At 60.1% G+C, this 25,554-nt stretch carries 27 protein-coding genes and 1 pseudogene; 10 read left to right on the top strand and 18 right to left on the bottom strand.

The window, feature by feature from the left end; genetic code table 11:
• Positions 1 to 33 precede the first annotated feature (33 nt).
• Positions 34 to 930: a LysR family transcriptional regulator gene (locus ACP7CZ_RS25800; RefSeq protein WP_198790621.1), complete on the top strand. Its 897-nt coding sequence runs from the start codon at positions 34 to 36 to the stop codon at positions 928 to 930.
• Here ACP7CZ_RS25800 and ACP7CZ_RS25805 read toward each other — a convergent pair.
• Positions 927 to 1,844 carry a LysR family transcriptional regulator gene (locus tag ACP7CZ_RS25805; RefSeq protein ID WP_014719628.1) on the bottom strand — a complete coding sequence of 306 codons (918 nt, stop codon included), beginning with the start codon at positions 1,842 to 1,844 and terminating at the stop codon, positions 927 to 929. The two genes, ACP7CZ_RS25800 and ACP7CZ_RS25805, sit on opposite strands and share 4 nt — an antisense overlap.
• A gap of 249 nt (positions 1,845 to 2,093) precedes the next feature.
• Here ACP7CZ_RS25805 and ACP7CZ_RS25810 point away from each other — a divergent pair, with 249 nt between their 5' ends.
• Genes ACP7CZ_RS25810 through ACP7CZ_RS25820 form a run of 3 tightly spaced genes read left to right on the top strand, consistent with a single transcriptional unit; the run spans position 2,094 to position 4,758 of the window.
• The gene (locus ACP7CZ_RS25810) at positions 2,094 to 2,852 is read left to right on the top strand and encodes a 5-oxoprolinase subunit PxpA (protein ID WP_294183680.1); all 759 of its coding nucleotides are present in this window, start codon (positions 2,094 to 2,096) and stop codon (positions 2,850 to 2,852) included.
• 56 nt (positions 2,853 to 2,908) lie between these two features.
• Entirely contained in the window at positions 2,909 to 3,787 is an 879-nt protein-coding gene (locus ACP7CZ_RS25815) for a 5-oxoprolinase subunit B family protein (protein ID WP_198790619.1), read from the top strand.
• Positions 3,784 to 4,758, top strand: coding sequence for a biotin-dependent carboxyltransferase family protein (locus tag ACP7CZ_RS25820; RefSeq protein WP_054918276.1), 975 nt, complete (start codon positions 3,784 to 3,786; stop codon positions 4,756 to 4,758). Before ACP7CZ_RS25815 ends, ACP7CZ_RS25820 begins: the two co-directional genes overlap by 4 nt.
• 117 nt (positions 4,759 to 4,875) lie before the next feature.
• On the opposite strand, the gene ACP7CZ_RS25825 is transcribed toward ACP7CZ_RS25820, so the two are convergent.
• The 3 genes from ACP7CZ_RS25825 to ACP7CZ_RS25835 all read right to left on the bottom strand — a co-directional run bounded on the left by ACP7CZ_RS25825 (position 4,876) and on the right by ACP7CZ_RS25835 (position 7,568).
• Complete coding sequence (locus tag ACP7CZ_RS25825) at positions 4,876 to 5,895, bottom strand: transporter (RefSeq protein WP_057975143.1); 1,020 nt, start codon at positions 5,893 to 5,895, stop codon at positions 4,876 to 4,878.
• Positions 5,896 to 6,040: 145 nt separating this feature from the next.
• Positions 6,041 to 6,346, bottom strand: a complete 306-nt coding sequence (locus tag ACP7CZ_RS25830; protein ID WP_034128489.1) for a PepSY domain-containing protein — start codon at positions 6,344 to 6,346, stop codon at positions 6,041 to 6,043.
• 94 nt (positions 6,347 to 6,440) lie between these two features.
• Positions 6,441 to 7,568, bottom strand: coding sequence for a glycerophosphodiester phosphodiesterase (locus ACP7CZ_RS25835; protein WP_034128488.1), 1,128 nt, complete (start codon positions 7,566 to 7,568; stop codon positions 6,441 to 6,443).
• Positions 7,569 to 7,800: 232 nt separating this feature from the next.
• On the opposite strand from ACP7CZ_RS25835, the gene ACP7CZ_RS25840 reads away from it, so the two are divergent.
• Complete coding sequence (locus ACP7CZ_RS25840) at positions 7,801 to 8,124, top strand: DUF2025 family protein (protein WP_200648311.1); 324 nt, start codon at positions 7,801 to 7,803, stop codon at positions 8,122 to 8,124.
• A gap of 132 nt (positions 8,125 to 8,256) precedes the next feature.
• Here the strand turns inward: ACP7CZ_RS25840 and ACP7CZ_RS25845 are convergent, their stop codons facing one another.
• Together ACP7CZ_RS25845 and ACP7CZ_RS25850 are read right to left on the bottom strand one after the other, a co-directional pair.
• Positions 8,257 to 8,577, bottom strand: a complete 321-nt coding sequence (locus ACP7CZ_RS25845; protein ID WP_054918277.1) for an antibiotic biosynthesis monooxygenase family protein — start codon at positions 8,575 to 8,577, stop codon at positions 8,257 to 8,259.
• Positions 8,574 to 9,281, bottom strand: a complete 708-nt coding sequence (locus ACP7CZ_RS25850) for a CTP synthase C-terminal region-related (seleno)protein (RefSeq protein WP_089042443.1) — start codon at positions 9,279 to 9,281, stop codon at positions 8,574 to 8,576. The genes ACP7CZ_RS25845 and ACP7CZ_RS25850 overlap by 4 nt, the downstream gene beginning before the upstream one ends.
• Positions 9,282 to 9,360: 79 nt before the next feature.
• Between ACP7CZ_RS25850 and ACP7CZ_RS25855 the strand changes: the two genes are divergently transcribed.
• Complete coding sequence (locus tag ACP7CZ_RS25855) at positions 9,361 to 10,245, top strand: LysR family transcriptional regulator (RefSeq protein ID WP_054896730.1); 885 nt, start codon at positions 9,361 to 9,363, stop codon at positions 10,243 to 10,245.
• A 25-nt stretch (positions 10,246 to 10,270) separates the two neighbouring features.
• Here the strand turns inward: ACP7CZ_RS25855 and ACP7CZ_RS25860 are convergent, their stop codons facing one another.
• Both ACP7CZ_RS25860 and ACP7CZ_RS25865 read right to left on the bottom strand, forming a co-directional pair.
• Positions 10,271 to 11,590, bottom strand: a complete 1,320-nt coding sequence (locus ACP7CZ_RS25860; RefSeq protein WP_181123968.1) for a methyl-accepting chemotaxis protein — start codon at positions 11,588 to 11,590, stop codon at positions 10,271 to 10,273.
• A gap of 326 nt (positions 11,591 to 11,916) precedes the next feature.
• Positions 11,917 to 12,543, bottom strand: a complete 627-nt coding sequence (locus ACP7CZ_RS25865) for a TetR/AcrR family transcriptional regulator (RefSeq protein ID WP_034128571.1) — start codon at positions 12,541 to 12,543, stop codon at positions 11,917 to 11,919.
• Positions 12,544 to 12,665: 122 nt separating this feature from the next.
• On the opposite strand from ACP7CZ_RS25865, the gene ACP7CZ_RS25870 reads away from it, so the two are divergent.
• The 3 genes from ACP7CZ_RS25870 (at position 12,666) to ACP7CZ_RS25880 (ending at position 16,207) form a co-directional block, all read left to right on the top strand.
• Entirely contained in the window at positions 12,666 to 13,724 is a 1,059-nt protein-coding gene (locus ACP7CZ_RS25870) for an MBL fold metallo-hydrolase (protein ID WP_054896731.1), read from the top strand.
• A 266-nt stretch (positions 13,725 to 13,990) separates the two neighbouring features.
• A complete protein-coding gene (locus ACP7CZ_RS25875) occupies positions 13,991 to 14,527 on the top strand; it encodes a hypothetical protein (protein WP_229999914.1) in 537 nt (178 codons plus the stop codon).
• Positions 14,528 to 14,671: 144 nt separating this feature from the next.
• Positions 14,672 to 16,207: an amidase family protein gene (locus ACP7CZ_RS25880; protein ID WP_229999917.1), complete on the top strand. Its 1,536-nt coding sequence runs from the start codon at positions 14,672 to 14,674 to the stop codon at positions 16,205 to 16,207.
• 110 nt (positions 16,208 to 16,317) lie between these two features.
• Here ACP7CZ_RS25880 and ACP7CZ_RS25885 read toward each other — a convergent pair whose 3' ends face one another.
• From ACP7CZ_RS25885 to argH, 7 genes are all read right to left on the bottom strand, one after another.
• Positions 16,318 to 16,698, bottom strand: a complete 381-nt coding sequence (locus ACP7CZ_RS25885) for a helix-turn-helix domain-containing protein (protein ID WP_054896732.1) — start codon at positions 16,696 to 16,698, stop codon at positions 16,318 to 16,320.
• A gap of 90 nt (positions 16,699 to 16,788) precedes the next feature.
• Entirely contained in the window at positions 16,789 to 17,739 is a 951-nt protein-coding gene (locus ACP7CZ_RS25890) for a hypothetical protein (protein ID WP_054896733.1), read from the bottom strand.
• 54 nt (positions 17,740 to 17,793) lie between these two features.
• A complete protein-coding gene (locus tag ACP7CZ_RS25895; protein WP_054896734.1) occupies positions 17,794 to 18,963 on the bottom strand; it encodes an MFS transporter in 1,170 nt (389 codons plus the stop codon).
• Between the two features lie 164 nt (positions 18,964 to 19,127).
• On the bottom strand, positions 19,128 to 19,949 hold the full coding sequence (locus ACP7CZ_RS25900; RefSeq protein ID WP_294171862.1) for an ABC transporter substrate-binding protein: 822 nt from the start codon (positions 19,947 to 19,949) through the stop codon (positions 19,128 to 19,130).
• A 25-nt stretch (positions 19,950 to 19,974) separates the two neighbouring features.
• Positions 19,975 to 20,739 carry an amino acid ABC transporter ATP-binding protein gene (locus ACP7CZ_RS25905; RefSeq protein ID WP_003193648.1) on the bottom strand — a complete coding sequence of 255 codons (765 nt, stop codon included), beginning with the start codon at positions 20,737 to 20,739 and terminating at the stop codon, positions 19,975 to 19,977.
• 24 nt (positions 20,740 to 20,763) lie between these two features.
• Positions 20,764 to 21,642: an amino acid ABC transporter permease gene (locus ACP7CZ_RS25910; RefSeq protein ID WP_019819278.1), complete on the bottom strand. Its 879-nt coding sequence runs from the start codon at positions 21,640 to 21,642 to the stop codon at positions 20,764 to 20,766.
• Positions 21,643 to 21,803: 161 nt separating this feature from the next.
• Positions 21,804 to 23,231: an argininosuccinate lyase gene (argH, locus tag ACP7CZ_RS25915; protein WP_057975150.1), complete on the bottom strand. Its 1,428-nt coding sequence runs from the start codon at positions 23,229 to 23,231 to the stop codon at positions 21,804 to 21,806.
• 193 nt (positions 23,232 to 23,424) lie between these two features.
• Between argH and ACP7CZ_RS25920 the strand changes: the two genes are divergently transcribed.
• A complete protein-coding gene (locus ACP7CZ_RS25920; protein ID WP_057975151.1) occupies positions 23,425 to 24,384 on the top strand; it encodes a LysR family transcriptional regulator in 960 nt (319 codons plus the stop codon).
• A 92-nt stretch (positions 24,385 to 24,476) separates the two neighbouring features.
• Here the strand turns inward: ACP7CZ_RS25920 and ACP7CZ_RS25925 are convergent, their stop codons facing one another.
• The 3 genes and pseudogenes from ACP7CZ_RS25925 to ACP7CZ_RS25935 form a co-directional block, all read right to left on the bottom strand.
• On the bottom strand, positions 24,477 to 25,124 hold the full coding sequence (locus tag ACP7CZ_RS25925) for an HAD-IB family hydrolase (RefSeq protein WP_054918285.1): 648 nt from the start codon (positions 25,122 to 25,124) through the stop codon (positions 24,477 to 24,479).
• Between the two features lie 52 nt (positions 25,125 to 25,176).
• The gene (locus tag ACP7CZ_RS25930; RefSeq protein WP_371264134.1) at positions 25,177 to 25,353 is read right to left on the bottom strand and encodes an HNH endonuclease; all 177 of its coding nucleotides are present in this window, start codon (positions 25,351 to 25,353) and stop codon (positions 25,177 to 25,179) included.
• 67 nt (positions 25,354 to 25,420) lie between these two features.
• Positions 25,421 to 25,554: pseudogene (locus tag ACP7CZ_RS25935) on the bottom strand (ribonucleotide-diphosphate reductase subunit beta); the annotation flags it as partial.

Here is a 25,554-nt window from a genome sequence, read left to right on the forward strand (position 1 = left end):
GCGGAATCACTGGCCGGATAAGGCGAACAATCCATGAACAAGCTAGAGCTGCTGCGCACCTTCGTACGGGTGACCGAATTGTCGAGTTTCACCCAGGCCGGTGAAAGCCTCGGCCTGCCGCGCTCCACCGTGTCCGAGCATGTGCAGGCCCTGGAAGAGCTGCTCGGTGCGCGACTGTTGCAACGCACCACGCGCAAGGTGCAGGCGACCCAGGATGGCCGTGTGTTGTATGAACGCAGCAAGGACCTGCTGGCGCATATGGAAGAGCTCGAGGGCCTGTTTCGCCAGGATGAGACCCAACTGGCCGGGCGCATTCGAGTAGACATGCCTAACGTCATGGCACGCAGCGTGATCTTGCCGAACCTGCCCACCTTCATGGCGCGCCATCCTCTGATCGACATGGAGATCAGCGGTTCGGACCGCCAGGTGGACCTGATCGCCGAAGGTTTTGATTGCGTGGTGCGCGTCGGCGCCCAGCCCGATCAAACCGTGGTAGCGCGGCGGGTGTGCAGCATGCCGATGGTCAACTGCGCGAGCGCGGCGTACCTGCAACGGTATGGCGTGCCCGAAACCCTGGCAGACCTGGCGCATCACCAGTTGGTGCATTATGTGCGGCCGCTGGGCGCACGCTCGGCCGGGTTCGAATACATGGTGGGCAACAAGGTGCAGCGGCTGGCGATGGCAGGCCGGGTGACGGTCAACAGCACCGACGCCTATCAATCGGCGTGCCTGGGCGGGTTTGGCATCACCCAGGTGCCGCAGCTCGGGATACGCGACTTATTGGCCAGCGGCGAGTTGGTGGCGGTGCTGCCCGACTACCAAGCGCCGCCCTTAGATGTGTCGTTGCTGTACGCCGGCCAGCGGCATCTGCCGTTGCGAGTGCGGGTGTTCATGGACTGGTTGACCGCCACCCTGCAAGCTCATCTTTAACGGCGTGCCGACAACTGCTGGGGCGCCAGAAACGCGTCGTGGAAGTAATCCCGGAACGCTTGCATCGCTGGGGTAAACGCGCGCTCGCGGTGCCAGGCCAGGCCGACGCTCATGGGTGTGACCGGGTCGGTCACGGTCAGGGTTTCGATGCGTTTGCCTTCCAGGGACCAGGGCCGGTGCACCAGGTCTGACAGGATCGCCACGCCGCTGCCGTTGGCTACCATGCTGCGCACCGCCTCCACTGAGCTGGTGCGCAGCCGCACCTTGGGCGTTTGCCCGGCCTGTTCCCAGTAGCGCATGGCGCTGTGTTCGGCTTCGTCGACGGTGAGCAAAATGTAGGGTTCTTGGGCCACGTCGGCCAGGCTCACGGCACCGCGTTCGCACAACGGGTGATGGCTGGGCAGCCACAAGCGGCGCTCGGAGTTGAACAGAATTTCCGAGACGATATCCGCGTGGGTAAGGTTGGCGGTCAGCACCACGGCCATGTCGAACTGGCCGTCGAGCAGGCCCTGTTCGATGGCCTGGCGCTCCTGTTCGAACACCTCGATGGTTACGTCCGGATGCCAATGCTCCATGCGCTGTAAATGGTGCGGCAGGAAATAACCCAGCACCGTGTAGCTGGCCGCCACCCGCAGCACGCCGCTGGCGCGGTAGTCCGGCAACGGGCTGTTGAGGGCGTCCTCCACACTGCGCACAATCACATAGGCACGGTTGAGAAAATGCCGCCCGGCGTCGGTGAGGTTCATGCCTTGGGCCGAGCGCACGAACAACTGCACGCCGAGCATGGCTTCCAGCTCCTTGATCGCTGTGGTCACCGCCGATTGGGAAATATTCAGATGAATTGCTGCCTGGGAAATCTGGCCGATTTCCGCAGTGGCGACGAAATAGCGAACCTGGCGCAAGGTTAAAGACATATCGCACTCTGCTTATTGATCGTTCCCATGCTCTGCGTGGGAGTACCTCTTGTGGCGCTCCGCGCCACGGTCTCAAGTGCGGACGCAAAGCGTCCATGGCTGCATTCCCACGCAGAGCGTGGGAACGATCTGGGGTTGAGGATAAAAAGCTATCTGATTTTCAGAAGATGGGCCATCTGATAATAGATCTTCCCAAGGGGTCAAGCCCCGGCCTACTTTGCGGGCATCACCTTTGGCGGAGCGCCCCTGATGCAGGCAGTGGATTTCAATTCAGACATGGGCGAAAGCTTTGGCCCCTGGACCATCGGCGACGGCGTCGACGCAGAGCTGATGGCCTATATCAGCTCGGCCAATATCGCCACCGGCTTTCACGCCGGCGACCCCGGCACCATGCGCCGCACCGTCGAGCGCGCCAAGCAACTGGGTGTGGCCATCGGCGCGCACCCAGGCTTTCGTGACCTGGTGGGTTTCGGTCGCCGGCACATCAACGCACCGGCGCAGGAATTGGTGGACGACATGCTCTACCAGCTCGGTGCCCTGCGTGAAATGGCCCGCGCCCAAGGCGTGACCCTGCAACATATCAAGCCTCACGGCGCGCTTTACATGCACCTGGCCCGTGATGAAGAGGCCGCCCGGCTGTTGGTGCAGAACCTGCAAATCATTGAGCCCACGCTGATGCTGTACTGCATGCCCAACTCAGTGATCTGGCGCATCGCCAAGGAACTGGGGCAGCCGGTGGTGCGCGAGTTCTATGCCGACCGTGAATACGACCTGAGCGGCTCCATCGTGTTTACCCGCAATGTGCGGGCGCTGGCCCCAGCCACAGTGGCCGCCCGGGTCTTGCGTGCGTGTCAGGCCGGCCTGGTACGTACCGTCGAAGGCGAAGACCTTGCGATCGAATTCGATTCCATCTGCCTGCACAGCGACACCCCTGGCGCCCTGGATCTGGTGGAGGCTACCCGTGAAGCCTTGGACCAGGCGGGTATCGACGTCAGAACACCCCGATAAGATCCAACCCTTACTTTTTTGCCTGCCTTTCTACAAAGATTCCAAGAGGAACAGACATGGCTGAAACGTCCCCCATCCGCTATAGCTTCGGCGGTGATGAACATCTGTTTGCCGAGGTCAGCGACAGCATGTCCCTGGAGGCTTTTTTCAAGGGCATGGCGGTGACCCGCGCCGTGGAGCGCCTGGCACTGGAAGGCGTACTGGATGTGTGCCTGGCCAATGCATCCTTCCAGATTCGCTTCGACCCTGACCGCATCGCCCCTCACGCGCTGCTCGACGCCGTGCAAAGCGCCGAAGCCCAGGCCGTGGCCGAACGCACCTTGCGCACGCGCATCATCGAAATCCCGGTGCTCTATAACGACCCCTGGACCCACGAAACCCTGATGCGTTTTCGTGACCGCCACCAAGACCCCAGCGGCACAGACCTGGAATACGCGGCACGCATCAATGGCCTGGCCGACGTGGAAGCGTTCATCGCCGCCCACAGTGGCGCGCCGTGGTTTGTGTCGATGGTCGGCTTTGTCGCGGGCTTGCCTTTCATGTTCCAGATGGTCGAACGCGAGCGGCAATTGCAGGTGCCCAAATACCTGCGGCCACGCACCGACACACCGAAACTGACCCTGGGCCATGGCGGTTGCTTTGGCTGTATCTACTCAGTGCGAGGGGCGGGCGGTTATCAGATGTTCGGCGTTACCCCGGCACCGATCTACGACCCGGCGCAGCAGTTGGCGTACCTCAAGGAGCACATGGTGTTCTTCCGCCCTGGCGATATCGTGCAGTTCAAGCCGATGGACCGCGAGGCATATGACCTGGCGGTCGCCGAGGTGGACGCCGGGCGTTTCGACTTGCGCATTCGCCCGGTGGAGTTTTCCCTGGATGCCTTTCTCGCCGACCCCATCGGCTATCCGAAAAAACTGCAGGAGGCGCTGGCATGATCAAGGTCCTCAAACCCGGCCTCGCCACCTCCGTGCAGGACCTGGGCCGCGAAGGTTATTACCATTTGGGCATCCCACCATCGGGGGCGCTGGACCAATACGCGTTGAGTGCGGCCAACCACCTGGTGGGCAATCCCGTGGGCGCGGCGGGCCTGGAATGCACGCTGATCGGGCCGGCGCTGGAGTTCCAGCAGGACGCGCTGGTGGCCCTGAGCGGCGCCTTGATGTCGCCGCGCCTGGACGGGGAAGTGGTGCACCAGGACACCGCCTTTGCCGTGCGCGCCGGGCAGGTGCTGCGGTTCGAGTTTCCCAAGGCCGGCGCACGCACCTACCTCGCCGTCGCCGGCGGTATCGACGTGCCGTTGGTGCTCGGCAGCCGCTCCACCTACACCCTCGGCGCCCTCGGCGGGTTTAATGGCCGACGCTTGCAGGAGGGCGATCAATTGCCGATCGGTAGCGCCAGCGGTACCGGGCGTGCGGGCAACAGCTTGCCGATGGCGTTGCGGCGTTCGGTCGGCGGCGATGTGACGTTGCGGGTGGTGCCGGGGCTGTATTACGAACGCTTGAGCTTGGAGGCCAAAAGCAGCTTTTTTGCCGAGCCGTGGACGGTCGGCTCCGAGGCCGATCGCATTGGCTATCGCTTCAAGGGCGGCAGCGCGTTGAGCTTCCAGCCGCGGGAACAGCCGTTTGGCGCCGGCTCCGATCCTTCCAACATCGTGGACAGTTGCTACCCGATTGGCTCGATTCAAGTACCGGCGGGGCTGGAGCCGATTGTGCTGCACCGCGATGCGGTGTCGGGCGGTGGCTACGCGATGATCGGCACGGTGATCAGCGCCGACCTGGACTTGATCGGGCAAATGCAGCCCAACCAGCGGGCGGGGTTTGTGGCGGTGAGTCTGGAGGAGGCTTTGGAGGCGCGGCGGTTGTACAAGAAGCGGCTCAGAGCGATGACGGGACTCTTCAATCACTGAACATACGCTTAACCCCTGTGGAAGCTGGCTTGCCTGCGATAGCGGTGGGTCTGCTTGCATTGTCTTGGCTGATACACCGCAATCGCAGGCAAGCCAGTTCCCACCTTTGGGCTTATTTCAATTTGAGAATTTGCGGAATGCCCACCGCCCAGCGATCAGGGTGAAGGTTGCGACCAAGGCCACCAGTATCCAGAAGCCTTCCGGGTCTTGGGACAGGGGCACCCCACCCACATTCATGCCAAAAAAACCGGCAATGATGTTGATCGGCAGCGCCAGCACCGTCACCACTGTGAGGGTAAACAATGTGCGGTTGCTCTGTTCATTGAGGTTGGCGGCGATCTCTTCCTGCAACAGCTTGATGCGTTCGCCCAGGGCGGTCAGGTCGTTGATGATCAGCGCAAACTCCTCGGTGGATTTGCGCAATTCCTTCACGTCTTCCTTTTGCAGCCATTGCGGCGGGCGATTGAGCAGGCGTAGCAGCGAGCCCGGCTCCAAAGCCAGCAGGCGTTGCAGGCGCACCAGCACGCGGCGGGCGGCGCCCAGTTCGGCACGGTTGGTGGACAGGCGCGAAGACAACAGCTGATCCTCGATTTGGTCAACGCTGATGCTGGTCTTGCGCACGATCTGCGTCAGCACTTCGCCCTGGTCGCGCAGCAGGTGCACCAACAGCTCCAAGGGGGAGCGAAAGTGTTCGCCGGCCTTCACCGACGAGCGCAATTTATCCACCGAGTGCAACGGCTGCAGGCGTGCGCTCACCAGCAAGCGGCTGCGCGCACACACCCACAGCGTGGAAATATCCGACGACACCATGCTGCTGAAGTTGAACACCACATCGTTGACCACGGCCAATAAGGCCGAGTCCACATGCTCGATGCGCGTGGAGCGTGAGCCCTCATGCAAGGCTTCAAAAAACTCTTCTGGCAGTGACAGATGCGCCTGCATCCAGCGCTCGCAGGCGGCGTGCGCCAGGTTCAGGTGCAGCCACAGGAATTCTTCCGGATCTGGCGGTTGCTGCAAGGCGGCGAGGGCGGTGGCGGAATCAATTTGTTGGCCTTTCTCGCCGGGGCGAAAACGAAAACCGTAAAGCAGGCCAAACAGATCGGAATCTTGATGGCCGTGGTCGATGCTGTGGTTCATGGCGACTCGCAGAGAAAGGGCCTGTAGGACGTTTCACAGGTTCCTGAGCGAATCATTGCAAGGCGGTATGACGGTTATGTGACGGTTTGAGGCGCGCATAAAAAAACGCGCCACCCGAAGGTGGCGCGTTTTTTCAAGGTTCAACTCAGGTGTCTTGCTTGTTTTCCAGCACGGCACCGGTTTTGGCGTCGAGCTTCACATCCCATTTCTTGCCGGTGGTGTCGGTCAGGTCCACTTCGTAGACCAGCTTGCCAGCTTCGTGATCCAACTCGGTATCGTTGATGGTAGCGCCGGCATGTTGGGCGACGGCGGCGGCGTTGAGCTTTTCGAACGCCATCACTTCACCGGTCTTGAGCAGGCTGGGAATCTGGTCTGGACGAACATCAGCCTGGGCCAGGCCGGCGGTCAAGGTCAGGGCAGTAGCGGCGAACAGGGCGGTCAAGGTTTTCATGGTGTATGTCCTTCTTAGGTTGAGCTGTTTAAGTGGCGCCAGATTAACCAGCGCAACTTAACTCATCCTTAATGGCTCACTGACACCAACGCTTTTAGTACTTATGGTCGTTGAGCAGGTCTTGCACGCTGGACGACGGCCAGCGCTTGTAGAACTTCAACAGCTCGGCGGCGCGGTTGGTGAAGATGCCATCGACGCCGGCCTTCATGACCTTCTCGAAGTCCACCGGCTCATCCACGGTATACACATGCACCAGCAGGCCCTTGTCGTGGGTCAGCTTGTTCATTTCCGGCTTCACCAGGTCGGTGTAGCTCTGGTCGCCGTGGTCGGTCAGCTCAGCCGACGGGCCGGTGCCGATGGCGCCAAGGCTTTTGGCCTCATCGACCCACTTTTCGAATTCGGCGGCATCTTTGGGCTCTTGCTTGGCGTAGTAGGCGGCCTTGGTGGCTTCGCCAGACTCGGCGAAGGTCACTTTGGATTTGGGCTCGATGCTGCCTTCACCCACCCACAACAGCAGGATTTTCGGAGTGTTGGGCATTTCTTTCTGCAGCTCTTTGAGGCTGGCGGTTTCGAAGGTTTGCAGCACCACGCGGCCCTTGCCTTGGCCGACACCGGTGTTGCTCTTGCCCAGCTTGGAGCCGGCGGAGCTCAGCCAGCCTTTGTCCAGCAGCTTGTTTTTCAGGTCGGCTTCGATGCCCGGGAACTGCTTGGGCTCCTTGGTCTCGATGTACAGGCCGGGTTTGTGCGAGGGGTTGCCTTCGGCGATCTTGATGATGTCGTCCAGGCTCAGGATTTTCAGGCCAACGAAACCAGGGCGCGCGCGGTCCGGGTAGGCGGCGTTGAACCAGCTGCCGGCGTCGAGGGTTTGCAGTTCTTTCCAGGTGAACTCGTTGGCAGGCGCGTCTTTGCGCTCGGGGAACTTGGTGGCGACGTCGGTGGTGCGCTGCAGGTTGTTGTCGTGCAGAGCGAACAGCACGCCGTCCTTGCTGCGTTGCAAGTCCAGTTCCAGGTAGTCGGCGCCCAGGTCGCGTGCAACTTTGTAGGCAGCGGCGGTGGATTCAGGTGCGTCGTAGGATGCGCCACGGTGAGCGATCACGGCAGGATAGGGGATGCCTTCGTTTGTCGCCAATTCGGCCGGGCTGACCGGTTCGGCAGCCTGTGCCTGGCCAAGGCCGAGCATCAACGCCAGCAGCAAGGCGCTTTTGGAAAACGTGACAGGCATATGCGAAGTCCTTTCGTGGAGGTAACTTTGAGAAGGTGTCCTTTTTAACAATTGATTGCGAACGGCGCTATCACCAAACCGACATTAACGTGCGCACCGGCCAATTTTGTCGACTTTTTTGCAGGGCGTTGCAGTATTCTTACGGGTAGCTGCCCCGTCAGAGGGCGGTAATTTCTGCCACGCGTGTAAACCATCTTTCCAGTCCCTGTGGGACTTTTCAGTGAGGTTTACCATGCGCATCACTTCCGAGCTTATCTGCCAGGCCGCCGACCAACTCCAGGGATTTGTCGGCCTCAACCGCAAGACCGGCCAGTACATCGTACGTTTCAGCGAAGACTCATTCGGCATGGACGTGGCCGATGACGGCATCATCCCCACGGCCGAGTTCGTCTGGCTGCCGGCCGCCGACCACACCATGACCCTGTGCCGAGTCCGCCTGCAGTTGTTGCTCGACCAGAATATCGACGAGCGCATCAACATCACCGAGCCGCTGCGTGTGTATATGCGCCGGGTAGAGATCCCGCAGATCAGCGCGTTGCGTAGTTTGGTGAGCTGAGCGTCCGCGATTTTGCTAACGATGACGAGCAAATGTGGGAGCTGGCTTGCCTGCGATAGTATCAATGCGGTTTCACTGCATCACCGAGGTGTCTGCATCGCAGGCAAGCCAGCTCCCACCGGGTTCGGTGATTCAAGTGGAGAAGGTGTAGGCCCGCTCTACCTTGCATACCCGTGTGTGAAACGCCTCATACCAAGTGGCCCGCCCTTGCTCGCGCACCTGCCGATGCTCGGCCTGCTGTTTCCAGGCCAGTATCGCCGCCTCACTGGCCCAGTAGGACACGGTGATCCCCAGTCCATCCTCCCGCGCCGATTCCACCCCCAGGAACCCCGGTTGTTGCCTGGCCAGTTCCAGCATGCGTGTGGCGGCCTCGCCATAACCCAGGTCGGCGCCGGTGCGCAGCGAGCTGAAAATTACCGCGTAATAAGGTGGGGCGGGTGTCTTGGCGATCATACCGATACCTCCTGGCAGGCCTTGAGCAGCGCAATCGCCAGCGGCGGCGTGATGCCCTTGAGTGCGGCGCGTTCGGGCTGGAACAGGGTGGCGACGAAGAACGGGTGGTCGAGCAGTTCCACCGCGCGCAGATCGCCCGCCGAATCGTGGCCGGTGGGAATCAGGTTGGCGTCCAGCAGGGCGTCGGCAAAGGCGGGGTTGATGCCGTAGCGGCAACGGTAACCCTCGTGGATGTCCAGGCGGCCGTAGGCCTGGGCAATGCGCGTGTACGGGGCCAGGCGTACGGTGTCGCTCACCTCCACCAGGGAGCAGTTCAGCGGCGTGATGACAGCGCGTTCAGCATCCGGCATTAATTCGCCGTGCTGGGCATCGGCCCAGCCGAGCACATGGCGGGCATATTCCAGCACGGCATGTTGAAAACCGCCGCAGGTACCGAGGAAAGGGCGACCTTGTTCGCGGGCAAAACGTATCGCCCGTAAGGCGCCGTCGACATCGCGATAGGGGCTGCCGGGCACGCACCAGAAACCGTCGAAGTCGCTCAGGGCAGAAGTGGAGGTGAGGGTGTCGGTGGCCAGCCATTGCACTTGGACGTTCAGGCCCAGAACGTCGGCGGCCTGTTGCAGGGCCATGGGAATGGCTTGGTGGGCGGTCACATCGGGGGTGTAATCACCGATCAGGGCAAGGTGCAGCGCGGGGGTTGGCATCATGTACGTCCATGACTTGTGGTGGGGTGATACCCACTATAGATTGGCGCTCACGCAATCAATATTGGCGTTTGCCCATATGTTCAATGCAGTCACGCACTATCAAATCGACTACGCCGACCTGTCATTGATCCTGGCCCTGGTGCGCGGCGGTACCCTGGCGCGGGCGGCGGCGCTGCTGCGGGTCGATGTGTCCACGGTATTCCGTGCGGTGCGGCGGCTGGAGGCGGCGCTGGGCCAGACCCTGTTTGAAAAAAGCCGTGCCGGTTATTTGCCCACCAGCCTGGCGAGCAACCTGGCCCAACAGGCCGAGCGTGCCGAACAGGCGCTGGAGGCGGCGCGTATTGGCGTGGAGCAGGGCGGTGAAGTGATCAGCGGTACCGTGCGCCTGACCTGCACCGACTCGGTGTTGCAAGGCTTGCTGTTGCCGGCCCTCGCGCAGTTCATGCCGGCCTACCCGGCGTTGACCCTGGAACTGAGCACCTCCAATGACTTCGCCAACCTCAGCCGCCGCGATGCGGATATCGCCCTGCGCCTGACCAAGACGCCGCCAGCACATCTTGTCGGACGTTGCCTGGGTGCGGTGACCTACCAGGTGTGTGCCAGTGCCGACTATGCGCGCCTGCACCCAGACCATGAGTGGGCCGACCTGGCCTGGATCGCGCCGGACGATTTTTTACCCGATCACCCCACCGTCATCTGGCGCCGTGAGCATTTGCCGGGCGTGCGTCCCCGTTATCGGTGCAACAGCATGCAGTCGGTGACCGAATTAGTGCGCGCGGGGTTGGGCGTGGCGGCGCTGCCGGAGTTTCTGATGGGCGATGGCCTGCAACCGCTGGGCCCTGCGCTGGCAGGGCACGATACGGCGCTGTGGTTGTTGACGCGGCCTGATTGCCGGGCGTTACGCTCGGTGGTGACGCTATTTGATGAACTGGGGCGGCATGTGCGCTGGCTGCGAAGTTAACCTGCAGACAGCCAGCGCCAATGGCTCAGCGATTGCCCCGCTCATTGGCAAACGCACTTACCGCTTGTACTGCTTCGCCGGTGCCTTCGCGAATCTGCAGGATCACCGTGCCGGCCTGGTTGGCCAGTTCCACACCCTGGGCGGCGCGGTCGCGGGTGGCGTCCATGCTGTCGATGGCTTGGCGGGTTTCGTCCTGGATCATGGCGATCATGCCGGAGATTTCGGCGGTGGAGCCGCTGGTACGCGCCGCCAGTTGCCGCACTTCATCGGCCACCACGGCAAAGCCACGGCCCTGCTCGCCGGCGCGGGCGGCTTCAATGGCGGCGTTGAGGGCCAGCAGATTGGTCTGGTCGGCAATGCCGCGAATGGTATTGACGATGGCGGTGATCTGTTGCGAGCGTTCGCCGAGTTTGGCGATCAGTTGCGAAGAGGTGTCGATATCCACGGCGATTTCGCGCATGCCGCTGGCGGTTTTCTGAATCACCTCGGCGCCTTTTTCCGCCATCTCCTGGGTGTTCAACGACAGGTGGTAAGCCTGGGCGGCGCTCTGTGCGTCAGCGGCATGCTGTCGCACGCGGGCGGTGACATCCGAGGCGAACTTCACCACTTTGCACAGGCGCCCGCTGGCGTCGTACACCGGGTTGTAGTTGGCTTCCAGCCACACGACCTGGCCGTGTTTGTCCACCCGCTCGAACTGGCCATTGAACAGCTCGCCCTGGTTCAAGCGCTTCCAGAACTCGCTGTAGGCCGCACTGTTGGCCAGCTCGGGTGTGCAAAACAGGCGGTGATGCTTGCCCTGGATCTGCGCCAGGCTGTAGCCCATGCGCTGCAGGAAATTGTCGTTTGCGGTGATGATGGTGCCGTCGAGGTTGAACTCGATCATCGCCATGGCGCGGTCGATGGCTTCGAGCTTGGCGTTGGCTTCGCTTTCGGCTTGCAGACGCGGGGTGACGTCCATGGCGTATTTCACCACTTTGATCACATTCCCCGCCTCATCCCGTACCGGGTTATAGCTGGCTTCCAGCCACACCGAGGCGCCGTTGGCGCCTACTCGTTCAAAGGTGCCCGACTGGAATTGGCCGTTTCGCAGGTGCGTCCACAGCTGGTTGTAGTCCGCGCTGCGGGCGAACGCCGGGGTACAGAACATCCGATGGGGCTGGCCCAGGATCTGTTCGGCGCGGTAGCCCATGGTCTTGATGAAGTTGTCATTGGCGCGCAGCACGGTGCCTTGCAGGTCGAATTCGATCACGGCCATGGAGCGTTCGATGGCGTCCAGCAGGCTGGTCTGTTGGGCTAGGCTGTGTTGCAGGGTACTGATGGTTTTCTTGTGAGCGTTGAATAGCATGGTGGAGGGCTCGGGCATGCAAGCGTATGCGGGGTCCATGTATTTGCGCCTGACCCCGTAGGGCCCCTGGCCTTACGGTTGACTTGCTCATTGCCAGCTTCCTGATGCTGACAGAGGGGGGTAGAACAACGGTGTCAGAGTGATCAACCGACCTGGAAGTTCGCCCGTCAGGCAGGACTATTTTGACCAGGCGACCAATGGCGGCATTATGCTATTGCGGCAAGCCGGCGAATGAAGTTTCAGACGAGGTGTCATCAGACAACTCAGGCCGGATGGGCGGCCACGCAACGGGCGGAATACGCCAAAACGCTCTGCAATAACGCGCCTTAGTATGAGGGCGGAGTGCTGACTTCGTAGCCGGCCAGGAACAGGTCGATGGCTGATTCGATAACACCTGCCTGGGCGGCGGGGTCGAGGGTGGGCTGGCCGAGGGTAATCTGCGGCCAGAATGCAAAGGCCTTGAGCAGGCTTTGGATCTGGTGGGCGGCGAACCCCGGGTCGGTGCAGGTGAGGCGGCCGTCTTCCTGGGCGGCGCGCACCCATTGGGTAAAGCCTTCTTCTCGTGCGCTGAGGCGGTTGACCATGTCTTGAGCGCGTTCCGGCGAATGAATGGTGGCAGCAATGGCTACGCGTGCCAGGTCGAGGAAGTTGGCGTCCGACATCATCTGCATTTTCGCTTCCAGCAACGTGCGCAGTTGGTCGCGCAGCGGACGGTCGCTCGTATAGATCACGTCCAGCTGGGCAACGCTGCTGGCCCATAGTTGGTGGAGGATCTCGGCGAACAGTTCTTCCTTGCTGGGGAAATGGTTGTACACCGTGCGCTTGGAAACGCCAGCAGTTGCGGCGATTTTGTCCATGCTGGTGACCTCGAAGCCGTTCTCGCGAAATTCGGCAATCGCCGCAGCCACGATGGCTTCGCGTTTACGCTCGGTGAGGCGTTTGGGGGCAGTCATGGAAGGCATTCGACTCAACAATGAAATTACACCGGGCAGTTTACTTGCTCCGGATTTTGTTGCAATCTAGAAACTACACTGTGCAGTGTAATACTTGAGCGGACCGCCGGAGTCACATCGTCATGGCCACTATTTCAACCCGTCTCGACCCGGCGCCCTCGGCGCCCAAGCCTGCCGAGCAGGGCCTGGGGCACTTCAGCAACGACACTCCGGTGCAGCACGGTGGCTTGGGCAAGACCCTGCGCATTTTCTGGAACATGCTATTCAACAAGCCGCGCACGACACGGCCGGTGGGGCAGATTCCGGTACAGCCACTGACCCGCGAGCAGTTATTGGCCGCCCCTGATCACAGCGTGTATCGCCTCGGCCATTCAACCGTGCTGCTGAAACTGCGTGGTAAATTCTGGGTCACCGACCCTGTGTTTGCCGAACGCGCCTCGCCGTTCAGTTGGGCCGGCCCCAAGCGTTTTCATCAGCCGCCCATCAGTCTTGATGAGCTGCCAGCGCTGGAAGCGGTGATCCTTTCCCATAATCATTACGACCATCTCGACCGTAAAGCGGTGGTCCAATTGGCCGAAAAGACCCGCTACTTCCTGGCGCCCCTGGGCGTGGGTGACACGCTGGTCAAATGGGGCGTAGACGCCAGCAAAGTGCGCCAGCTGGAGTGGTGGCAGGGCATCGAAGTCGATGGCGTTCGTTTTGTCTGCACGCCGGCCCAGCACTTTTCAGGGCGCGGCCTGTTTGATGGCAACCAGACCCTGTGGTGCTCATGGGTAATGATCGACGCTACGCGACGTATATTTTTCAGTGGCGATACTGGCTATTTCGACGGTTTCAAACGCATCGGCGAGCAGTACGGGCCGTTCGACCTGACCCTGATGGAAACCGGCGCTTACAATGTCGATTGGCCCCATGTGCACATGCAGCCGGAGCAAACGCTGCAGGCGCATATCGATCTGAAAGGGCGCTGGCTTCTGCCGATTCACAACGGCACCTTCGATCTGGCCTTCCACGCCTGGCATGAGCCCTTCGACCGCATCATGGCCCTGGCCTGGGAGCGCAATATCTCGATCACCACTCCGGCGATGGGTCAGGCTTTTCGCTTGAACCAGCCTGAGCGCGGGCAAGCCTGGTGGCTGGAAGTGGAGCCTCAACCGGTCAACGAACACGCAGCAAGCTGAGCCGATGGCCCGCTTGGAAAAGAGTTTTTCAGCGAATTTCTGCTCTGCGACAAAGGTCAAATGAGAGTGCGATGATCCCGCGGGAATTTTATTTCCGGGAGGATGTTTCGATGGACAGCCACTGTAAGAAGCTTTGGAAAATAGGGGTGCCTTGTGCCCCAGCCCAACCGCTACCCCCGCCAATGAACGCCGCCGACGTACCTGCTTCACCCCCCCATGCTGCACCCACCTCTATTGTCTTTGGCACCGAACAGGCTGCGGGCGCCATGCTCATCCCAGGGTATAACGCCCTGGCGCCCCATCTACGGCCGGTGCGTGACCCCGCGCTATCACTTGTCGCCCTCAGCGGCGAGGATCCTACCGAACCGGTGATGGTAGAGGTACCGCTCGTGTTGAATAACACCACGTTCACCGCCACGCGGGCGTTGACGGGCTATCGGGTCGGGTATGTCGAGCGCTATGTGCAGGGCAATCACGTTGAACGGGTCGAACACAGTGAGGCCTTGCACCGAGTCTTCGACACCCTGCGCAGGGCCGGTGTCCAATGGGTAGCGGTGGACATGCAGCGCAGCGGCGACAATCAGCAGGCCTGTCGTGAAATCGATGAGCGGGTGGCAGGCCTTCGCCTGGATGCCTTGGTGTCGGAGGACCCCGAAGCCGCCTTTCATAACGCCTCGAGAAGCGGATACCCCACGGTGTGTGAAACCCTGGAGGATGGCTCCAGAGTCTGGTTTTACGGTGCACGCTGGGCAGGTGATCGTTTGGCGGCACTGGTACGCGCTTACCGCCAGCTACGGCCATAGACGTTATTGAAGACTACGTCGGGCTGGGAAGAGTAGGACGCAGCAGCAGGATTCGCCCGAAATAGTGATGGGGTGTCGGCTCTTAGACTGGTGCGGTGTTATCGACCGATAACGCTCACATCCAGTTAGACAGAGGGGAATTTCATGATCGGACCAGTTTCGGTAAGTGGATGGGCGACAGGCCTGCTTCAGGAACTTGCAAACCCTGTGCAAGGTTTCAAGAGTGCCTGCCAGATGTCATTGGAGATGGGCCAAGGTGGCGGCGTTACCTCAGAGTCACTGTTGAGGGACTCGCTCAAGCAGATTGCCAATATTGATCGTGGGCTACAGGGCGGCAATGCGTTTTTGGAAACCAACCCGGATGCTATGAGGGAGGCGAAGGCCCGCGACCAGGAACGTGCCAATGGCCGCGTACTCAAGCACTTGCATGGCGTGCCGATAGCGCTGAAGGATGTCTTCGAAACCAACGACCGCATGCAGACCAGTGCAGGTTCGAAGGCCTTGGTGGGCGCGCCGGCCACTAAAACCGCCAAGGTTGTCGACAATTTGTTGAAGCACGGGGTGGTGATTGTGGGGAAAACCAATATGAGTGAGCTGTCCAACTTTCGGTCACTATTACCTGTGGATGGCTGGAGCTCCCGAGGTGGCCAGACGCTGAACCCTCATCGACTCGGAGGGCCGGTGGCTGGGTCGAGTTCAGGTTCGGCAGTGGCGGTCGCCCAAGGGCATGTGCCTGTGGCACTGGGGTTGGAAACCAACGGATCGATCATCAGCCCCGCCGCCTACAACGGTGTGTTTGGCCTGAAAACAACGACGGGCCTGGTCAGTACCGAAGGCGTCATGACCAGCACTCGCATGGACGCGGTGGGGACTTTTACCCGCAATATCTGTGATGCGGCCGAAGCGCTTAACGCAATGACCGAGACCACTGCCTACACCAAGGGCCTGCAGTCCGACGCCTTGAAGGACAAGCGAATTGGCTATACCCCTTTACCCGAGTTGTCCGCTGAGGAGGCCAAGGACCCGGCCAAGCGAGCAGACCGCAAGCATTATGAGGCGGCGCTCGACGTGATGAAGGCCCAAGGGGCGATTCTGGTGCCGATGGCGCGGTTGGATGCTGGCGTCCCCGAACAAACCTATGTCGATTATAACAACGCGCTTTTCTCGGAGGTCAAGCAAGCGCTGGAAGGCTACCTGGCTGGGCGAGAAGGTTTGCCGGTCAAATCACTCTCTGAGCTGATTGCTTTTATCAACCGCACCCAGAAACCTGGTGAGCCTGACCAGAAACTGCTGGAAATGATCAATGGGGTGCAGACCAACCAGGAAGATCGCGATGCGCTGTGGAAAGCCATTCTTCCTATATTTCAGAACACCATTGATGACCCCATGAAGGAGCACAAGCTCGACGCCATGGTGTCGAACTTCCAGTCCCACAATTATTTTTTCAGCGCTGCGGCCGGGTACCCAGGCATATCCGTTCCGTCAGGCATGGATGAAGATGGCATGCCCACGGCACTTTACGTGTATGGCTCCGCCAACAGTGAAGCGACCTTGCTGTCAGTCGCCTATGGTTATGAACAAGCCTCACAGGCCATTCAAAAACCGGCTTTTCTCCCAGGTGCTCCCTTCACACCGACACCTGCCAGTACAGAGGACGTGGTTGAGACTACTGACACTTGAGTTTGAATCAGCCTCTGCAGACGGCTGCCTCGCAGAGGTTGTGCCAGGGTTCAATCGACCGCCACGGGTGCATTTGAAACTATTGAAGCGCCCGGAGAAACACCTGGGCTCTACGCACCATTGGGTTGAGGCGTTTGTGAGTCAATGGTTGCGGTGGTTGAACCCATCAACCGGGAAATGAGGCCTTGCGCAGAAGGTTGCGCTGCGGCGGTATCAAACCGCCGCGCACTCATCCCCCACCCCGGCGCGAACCCCGGGAAAAATACCAGCCCTTCGGCCTCCAGGCGAAACGCCAGGATCAAACGAGTTTCATCGTCCACGTCGCCGTGGCCTTCCAGTTTCTCAATTGCTTGCACCGCCACGCCAGCCTGGCGAGCCAGCTCTTCGCGGCTCCAGCCCAGCATCACGCGCGCCTGCGCGCAGTGTTTGGTGGTGAATTGATGCAAGACGATCTGTTGTTCTACGAAAGAACTCATTGCCAGAGAGGACATGGGGTTTCTCCAGGTTCGACAGGGGAGGCGCAACTATACTGTGTTTTTGTACAGTTGTTTCTACCGCTCATCCATTGGCGTTGCAACCCCTTATGATTCCAGCCCCGGCGCCTCGCGAATAATCAGGTGATCCAGGTTTTCGATCCTGGCGCTGAATACCCCGAACGTCTGCTCGGGTTTTTTCTGGCTGGGCACCTGCACAAGCTGCGGCGTGACCCCGTAGAAAAAGCAATACAGCGGCCGTTCGCTGCTGGCCGCCGCCTTGATCTGTTCCAGGAATGCCGTGCGCTTGCGGTAGTTTTCGATAAGCTTTTTGCTCAGGTAGACATTTACCGAATAGGGCTTCTTGTCGAGCCACACCTTCTTTTCGAAGTCGATGCGAAAGCTGCTGGTGTAGTCCTTGATGGTCTTGATCTTGCCCCAGTAAATCAAACCCTGGTTGTCTTGCAGGTATTCGATCTTCTTGAAGAATGCCCAGTAGGTCGCCGTGTGCTCACCGATCTTCAAGGGCATGGCCTTGAGCTTGTCCTTGTCATCGATGTTGGACACGTAGCACTCCACCGGGTGTGCGAATACGCTGGTTTTGTCCGGGATCGAGTCATTGCTGCCAGAAGAGGTGGTAGCGCGGTTTGCGGGCACTTTCGTCGGCTCCTGCAGGACGCTCCCAGCGGTGCCGACTACCGGCGTTCTAAGCTCGTACAGTCGCCGCGTCAGCACAAATTCCGATGGGAAATTTTCCTCACGCTCGTCGTCATTTTCACCCGTCGCAGGTTTATGGCTGCCGGCATAGCGGCAGCCGTCGATATGCCGCGTGCCGGGTTTGTTCTTGAAGTGCGGCGTGCGCTGGTAGTTGACGTTCTTGGCGTTGAAGGTACTCAACGCATTGGCGCTATCGAACGCCGCACGGCAGGCGTCGTTGGGGCACAGGAAGCTGTCTTTGTCGGAATCGAAGGCGGTAGTTTCATCGAAATTCAGATCTCGCACGTCGTAGATTGACAGCTTGTCGTCGAGACTCAGGCTGTAGGCCGTGTCGAATTTCATGGGGCTCGGGTCCGTCAGAGGTTTGGCTATTAATAGCCGGATCTTGCGTAAATATCAGCAAGAACCTGCCACGCGTCGCCCGCTCAAGAAACACAGGGTGCCACCCATGGCCGTGAGTGCGGCCAGGGCAAAGAACATGCTGGTGGGCGCCGCATTGATCAGCAGATAGCCACAAATCACCGGGCTCATGGCCCCGCCAAACGCGGCCAGGTTCTGTGCGCCGTAATAACTGCCGCGTAGTGCATCCGGCGCGATGGTGTCGATAAACAGAAACTCCGAGGGGTAGATGATCATCTCGCCCAGGGTGAACACGAACATTGCCAGGCACCAGGTCAGCAGACTGTGCGCCTGGCTGAAGCCGACCAACCCGGCAATAAACAGCAGGGTGCCCAGCACGATCCAATGGCGCAGTTGCTCGCGCTTGAGAAATCGGCCGATTTGGTACTGCATCAAAATCACGGTGATGGCGTTGCAGGCGAGCACCGCAGACAGAATTTTCAGTGCCTGGTCGGGTGTGTAGGCCACCAGCAAAAACTGCGACAGATAAAGGGTGTAGCGCCCATGGACGATGGTGCTCAACAGGCTGCCGCTGGTGAAGAGGATCAGCGTGCGGTCGCTGCGCAAGATGCGCAGGGTGCTGAGGAAACTCTGAGGCTTATGACTGTCGTCGCGCTGGGTCGGCGCAATGCCGATCATCAGGAACAGGCTGCCAAAGGCAATGGCGCTGGCGATCAAAAACGGTGCCCACGGCAATTGGCCGGCAATCACTACGCCCAACATCGGGCCCGTGGCATAGCCGACATTGGTCAGGGTGTAGCGCAGGGAAAACACCTTGGCGCGCTCACCCACCGGCAGGTTTTCGCTGATGATCGCCTTGGATCCGATCAGGAACAGCGCCGACGCGGCTTCAGTCACAACAAGGGTCAGCGTGGTGAGGTAGAGGTTGCTGGCAAAGGTCAGCAACAAAAAACCGATGGAGCTGGAGAGCATGGCCAGGATCAACAGCTTGCGCTTTTCCAGGCGGTCGATGATGTAGCCGCCGTACAAACCCAGGAGCGTGGCGATGAACACGGCGACCCCCATCAGCAGGCCGATGTCCTGCTGGTTGAGGCCCAGGCGCGTGCTCAGCCAGAGGGCCAGCAACGGGCTGGTCATGGCACGGCTGACCACGATGGTCACCGAGCAGATCATCAGGCGACGGATTACCAGGGAGTAGGTGGCCACGGTGGGGTGGGCTCCTTGTGATTCTTACCTACACGACTCAGATCACCAGCGAACGCAGATTGAGTGTGGGAGCTGGCTTGCCTGCGATAGCGGAGTAACAGCCAACATTGTTTTAGCTGACCCACCGTTTATCGCAGGCAAGCCAGCTCCCACATTCGATGGCGTTATTGGCCAGAGTTGATGGTGATTTTTTCTACCGCACCTTGTTCCAGATCCCACTTTTTCAAGATCTTGCCGTAAGTCCCGTCATCAATCATGCCCTGCAATGCCTCACTGATCGCCGTGACCAACTCGGTATTGCTCTTCTCAATCCCAAGCCCGGTGAATTGCTTGGAAATCGCCAGGCCCACCGGCTTGTACTTGCCTTTGTCCAGCGACATCAAATAAGGAATGGTCTCGCTGCCCTGCATCGCCCCATCCAGGCGGTTCTGCTGCAACTGCGCCCGGGCATCTGCCGAGCCTTCGGTGCCGATCACCACGATTGCCGGCTTACCCGCCGCTTCGCAGTTTGCCTTGCTCCAGGCGGTAATTTCAGACGGCCAGGTGGTGCGGCGGCTGGTGCCGACTTTTTTACCGCACAGGTCGGTCAATTCCTTGATCTCTTCGCGCTTGGCCAAAGTGTAGAGCTGCGGGCCGCTGGTGAAGTAGTCGATGAAGGTCACGGCTTTCTGGCGCTCGGCGGTATCGGTCATGCCCGACAGCACGATGTCCACGCGCTTGGTGGTCAGGCCGCTGAGCATCTGTTCGAAGCCGGTTTCCTGCCATTTGATCTTCACGCCCAGTCGCTCGGCCAGGGCGTTGCCCAGGTCGAAATCGAAACCGGTGAGTTTGTTGGTGGCCGGGTCCTTGAAGTCCATCGGCGGGTAGTTCGGCACGATGGCCGCGCTGATCTCACCCTTGTCCTTGATGGCTTGCGGCAAGGCCGCGAATACACACGAGGAGGCCATCAGGCCTGCAAGCAAGGTAGGGATAAATATCTTCTTCATAGGGGCGTTCTCGTTAGTTTTTTAGTTAAGTGCGAACGGCAGAAATAAAGCTTTGGGTACGCGGGTTTTGTGGGCTTATTAGAATGTCTTCCGGGCTGCCGGCTTCCACAATCTGGCCGGCGTCCATAAACACCATGCGGTTGGACACTTCGCGAGCGAAGCCCAATTCATGGGTGACCACGATCATGGTCATGCCGGTGGTGGCCAAATCGCGCATCACCGACAGCACTTCGCCTACCAGCTCCGGGTCGAGGGCTGAGGTGGGTTCGTCAAACAGCATCAACTTGGGGCGCATCGCCAAGGCCCGGGCAATTGCCACACGCTGTTGCTGGCCGCCGGACAACTCCACCGGGTAGGCATTGCGCTTGTCCGCCAGGCCAACGCGGGCCAGCAGTTCCAGCGCATCTTCGATGGCTTCCTTGGGCGAGCGCTTGAGCACCTGGCACGGGCCTTCGATGATGTTTTGCAACACAGTCATGTGCGGGAACAAATTGAACCGCTGGAACACCATGCCGGTGGCCAGGCGCTGGCGGGCGATCTGCGCTTCGTTCATCTCGTGCAGCTTGTTGCCGACCACTCGATAACCAACCAATTCGCCATCGACCCACAGGCCGCCCTTGTCGATCTTTTCCAGCTGATTGACGCAACGCAGCAGGGTACTTTTGCCCGAGCCGGACGGGCCGATGATGCACATCACCTCGCCTTGCTCGACCTCTATATTGATGTCACGCAGGGCGTGATACTGGTCGTAATACTTGTTCAGGTTGACAGCCTTGACGATGCTTCTCATGGGGCAAATCTCCTCAACCCAGGCTTACGAACGCTTGCCGGCGCCGCGGGCAAAACGACGCTCGAGGCGGCTTTGACCGAATGAAAGAACAGTCACCACCGCTAGGTACCAGATGCCCGCCACAATCAGCAGCTCCATCACCCGGGCGTTGGCGTAGTAGATGTTTTGCGCGTTGTGCAACAGCTCCGAGTACTGGATGACACTGGCCAGGCTGGTCATTTTCACCATGCTGATGAACTCGTTGCCTACGGGCGGGATGATCACGCGCATCGCCTGCGGCAGAATGATCCTGCGCAGCGCCTGCAGGCTCGGCATGCCGATGGACTTGGCCGCCTCGTATTGGCCGGTGTCCACCGACAGCAAGCCGGCACGCACCACTTCAGCGGTATAGGCGCCCTGGTTGATGCTCAAGCCGAGCAGGGCGGCCACGAAGGGCGTCATCAGGTCGACGGTGTCGATGCTGAACAGGCCCGGAATCGCGATCACCGGGAAGATCAACGCCAGGTTGAACCATAACAGCAGCTGCAAAATCAGCGGTGTACCGCGAAACAACCAGGTGTAGGTGATGGCCACGTAACGCAGGATCGGGTTGGCCGACATGCGCATGATCGCCGTGATCACTCCGATCACTACGCCCAATGCCATCGCCAGGATCGACATGACGATGGTGTTCACCAGGCCCCAGAGGATGGCTTGCGACGTAAGGAACTGGCCAATGTAGGACCATTCGATCTGGCCATTGGCAAACGCGCGCAACAGCGCCGCCAACACAATCACGATCAGGGTGGCAAAAAACATCCGCCCGTAATAGCGCCGCGGCACGTGCTCGTACTGGGTGATATCGAACTGGTTTTCGGACAACTTGCGCTCGGCTTCCAAGCGCTCGGCCGGGGTTTGGTTCATGCTGCTACTCCAAAATTTATTCTTGATGCGTGATCGTTCCCACGCTCCGCGTGGGAACGCCGCCTCGGACGCTCCGCGTCCCGCCGTTGGCGCGTAACGTGACGACGCGGAGCGTCACGGGATGCATTCCCACGCAGTGCGTGGGAACGATCGTCACCGGCTTAAATCCGAAATCCTTGATAACTTTCAGTCCACTTTTGCTGAGCCGCCAACGCCATCTTCAACCGTCCAATCTGCTCCTTCACCCGCTCCGGCGCCGTCCCACCCCACCCACTACGCGCCGCAATCGCCGCCTCCAGGGTCAGGCAGTCGCGCACGTCCGGGGTGAGTCGCCCATCCACCTCGGCCAACATCGCCGGTGAGGCTTGCCACAACTCAATCTCATGCTGCTCACAGGCCTGCACCAGCGCGCCGGTAATCTCGTGGGCCTCCTTGAACGGCACACCACGGGTGGCCAGCCAGTCCGCCACCTCAGTCGCCAAGGTAAAGCCCATTGGCGCCTGGCGCCGCAACTCCTCTACCTGCACCTTCATGGTCGCCACCATGCCGGTCATCGCCGGCAATACCAGCAGCAAGGTGTCCACGCTATCCAACACGCAGTGCTTGTCTTCACTCAAATCGCGGTTGTACGACAGCGGCAACGACTTGAGCGTCGACATCAGCCCGGTCAGGTTGCCGATCAAACGCCCGGCCTTGCCCCGCGCCAATTCGGCAATGTCCGGGTTCTTTTTCTGCGGCATGATCGAACTGCCGGTGGCGTAGGCATCGTCCAGCACTACCCAGCGAAACTGGCGCGACGACCACAGGCAAAACTCCTCCGACAGCCGCGAAATATTCACCCCGAGCATGCCGGCCACAAACAGGAACTCCGCCACATGGTCACGGCTGGCGACGGCGTCTATGGAGTTTTCGCATGGCCCGGTGTAACCCATTTCCCTGGCCGAGTGCTCTGGCTGACGCGCTATCGCCGAACCTGCCATAGCGGCCGCGCCCAACGGCGACAGGGCCGTACGCGCATCCCAATCCACCAGGCGCTGCACATCGCGCAGCATCGACTGCGCGTGGGCCAGCAAGTGATGGGCAAACACAATGGGTTGCGCCTGCTGCAAATGGGTGAAGCCCGGGCAGATGCTCTGCACATGTTGCTCGGCCTGCTCAACCAGCGCCTGCTGCAAACCCAGCACCTCGTTGGCGATGGTGCGCGCATGGTCGCGCAGGAACAGGCGCAGATCATTGGCCGTCTGGTCATTGCGCGAGCGTCCGGCACGCAACTTGCCGCCCAGGGCGCCCAGGCGCTCGGTCAATACGCGTTCGATAAAGGTGTGTACGTCCTCGTCATCCAGGGTGGGATGCAGGCGCCCGGCGGCAAAATCCTCACCGATGCGGTCCAGGGCCTCGAGGGTACGCAAAGTCTCCGACTCATCCAGCAACCCAGCGCGCTGCAACTCACGGGCATGGGCGCAGGAGCCGGCCAGGTCGTAGGGCGTCAGGCGAAAATAGCGCTCAGGGCAACGCGACAACGCGGCCAACGCCGCAGACGGACCGGTCTTGAAACGAGCGCCCCAAAGGCGGTCGGTGGGCTGGGACATGGGTATTCCTCACGCTTGTTTTTAGAAGAGTCGGAGGCAGTTTCAACAGACGTTTATCGGTGTAGAACCGGCATCTGACGCGCCGTATTCAAGGTTGCCAAGGGCGGATGTTTATGTTCATTATCGCCGCCTGGCTATGTTCAAGGATTGGGTTCAAGCCTGTTGAATATGGCACTCGAGGTCAACGCGCATTATGGAAACCCCACTTTCCACTTCTGGAAACCTGCCGCCAAAACCCGGCACACGAGCACCGCTGCAACTGAGTGGGCTGGACTTCAAATTGCTGCGGGTATTTATGGCCGTGGTCGAAGCCGGCGGCTTCAGTGCTGCGCAAAACGAGCTGAACGTGGGCCTGGCGGCCATCAGCAAACAGATCTCCGACCTGGAGATTCGCATCGGCATGCGCCTGTGCACACGGGGCCGCGAAGGGTTCGGGCTGACCGAAGAAGGCAAGTTGGTGTATCAAGCATCCATCGAGTTATTTACCTCAGTGGACAGTTTTCGCGACAAGCTTAGTTCGGCGCAAAACGAACTGATCGGCGACCTGAGTGTGGGCGTTATTGATAACACCGTCTCTGATGTCAATTCCCCGCTGATTACCGCTCTGGGCAACTTACATCGCCAATCGCCAAAAATAAGATTGCGCCTACACGCCTCTCAATTGGACGAAGTTGAACGCGGAGTAGTGGAAGGGCGCCTGGTCGCCGGCATCGTCCCGGTGTACCAACGCCGTGAAGAATTCGACTACTTCCCGCTCTACGAAGAAAAGGCCCACGGCTACTGCGCCGTAGGGCATCCCTTGTTCACTGCGAGCGACATCACCCCCGATGCGCTTCGCCAATACGAAGTGGTGAACCATCGGTATGCGATCCATCGCGACAAGGCCAACTTCGTCGGCCACGACAGCCAGTCCGCCTCGGCTTCACAAGTGGAAGCCGTCGCCATCCTGATCCTCACCGGCCGCTTCCTGGGCTTTCTGCCAGAACACTACGCCACGCCACTGGTGAGGGAAGGGCGCCTGCGCGCACTGTGCCCACAGCAGGTTCATTTAAGCACCGCGTTCAACCTGATCCTGCGCCACAACGCGCCGAGAAGCCCGATGGTAAAAGCCTTTGCCACAGCGCTGGGTGTAGACCTGAAGACGTCGGCCTAAGCCTCAACAAAGCTCAAATGTGGGAGCTGTCGAGCCCCAGCGAGGCTGCGATGGGATCGCCTCGGTCTCCCCGCCAACCTCATCCCCCCGCATCACCGCTGCAACCGAGCTCGCTTTTTCTTCTTCGCATGAAAATGCCGAAAATGCGCATCCTGCGCCGCCGCCAGCAACTCTCGATCCCCGCGCGTATCACCCCAGGCCCTGAGCCGATACTCCCCCAGGTCGCCATAAACCGCTTCAAGGCGCAGCACCTTGTTCTCACAACGGCAATTATTCCCGGTGAGTTTGCCGGTCAGCACCCCATCCACCACCTCAAGTTCAGTGCCGATCAAACGAATGCCAAGCCGGTCGGCAAACGGCTGCAACACCAACGCCGGCGACGCCGAACACAGCGTCACCACCGCCCCGGACTTCACCTCATCCGCCACTGACTGCAACCCGCTCGGGCGCATCAGCTTGCTCCAGCGCGCCTGGCAATATTCCTGCGCTTGCTGCTCAACCCAAGCCTTCTCCACCCCGGTCATAAAGGTGCGAATCAACTGCGCCTTCAACTCATCCCGGCTGATCTGCCGCACCAAAAACCGCAACCCCGGCACCGCCAGCTTGACCATCCGGCCATAAAACTCACCGGGGCCAAAGGCAAACTTGAGGAAGGGCACGAAACTGTCGTGGTGGGTGAGGGTGCCGTCGAAGTCAAAGACGGAAAGTACTTTGGCGTCTGCGGGGCCGGCTTCGAGCATGTCTGGGTTCACGGGTTGGCCTCGGTCCTATCTAATAGTTTTTAAGCATGCATCAGCTGTGACAGCAGGAGTCTACTCCCGTGCCAATCTTCCGATCTTGGCGTAAATCTCTTCGGTAAAACCGGTGACAACGCTGATGGCAATTGGGGCACAAGGCTACAGCATTGGGGGGGCGATCCGAACCCTTCCGGGCCAGGTGTTTGAGGTGATGTACTTCAAGAAATAGCAAATTCCTTTTTTACCGACGAAAAAAAAGCCCTGAACATGCCAGGGCTTCCTTTAGTGCTTAGTCCGGATCAATCCCAGCTCAGCGCGCCGCCGGTCTGATACTCGATCACACGGGTCTCGAAGAAGTTCTTCTCTTTCTTCAAGTCCATGATCTCGCTCATCCACGGGAACGGGTTAGTCGTGCCTGGGTACTCTTCCTTCA

Source organism: Pseudomonas sp. DWP2-2 (genome assembly GCF_049897065.1).
Taxonomy (GTDB): domain Bacteria; phylum Pseudomonadota; class Gammaproteobacteria; order Pseudomonadales; family Pseudomonadaceae; genus Aquipseudomonas; species Aquipseudomonas paracarnis.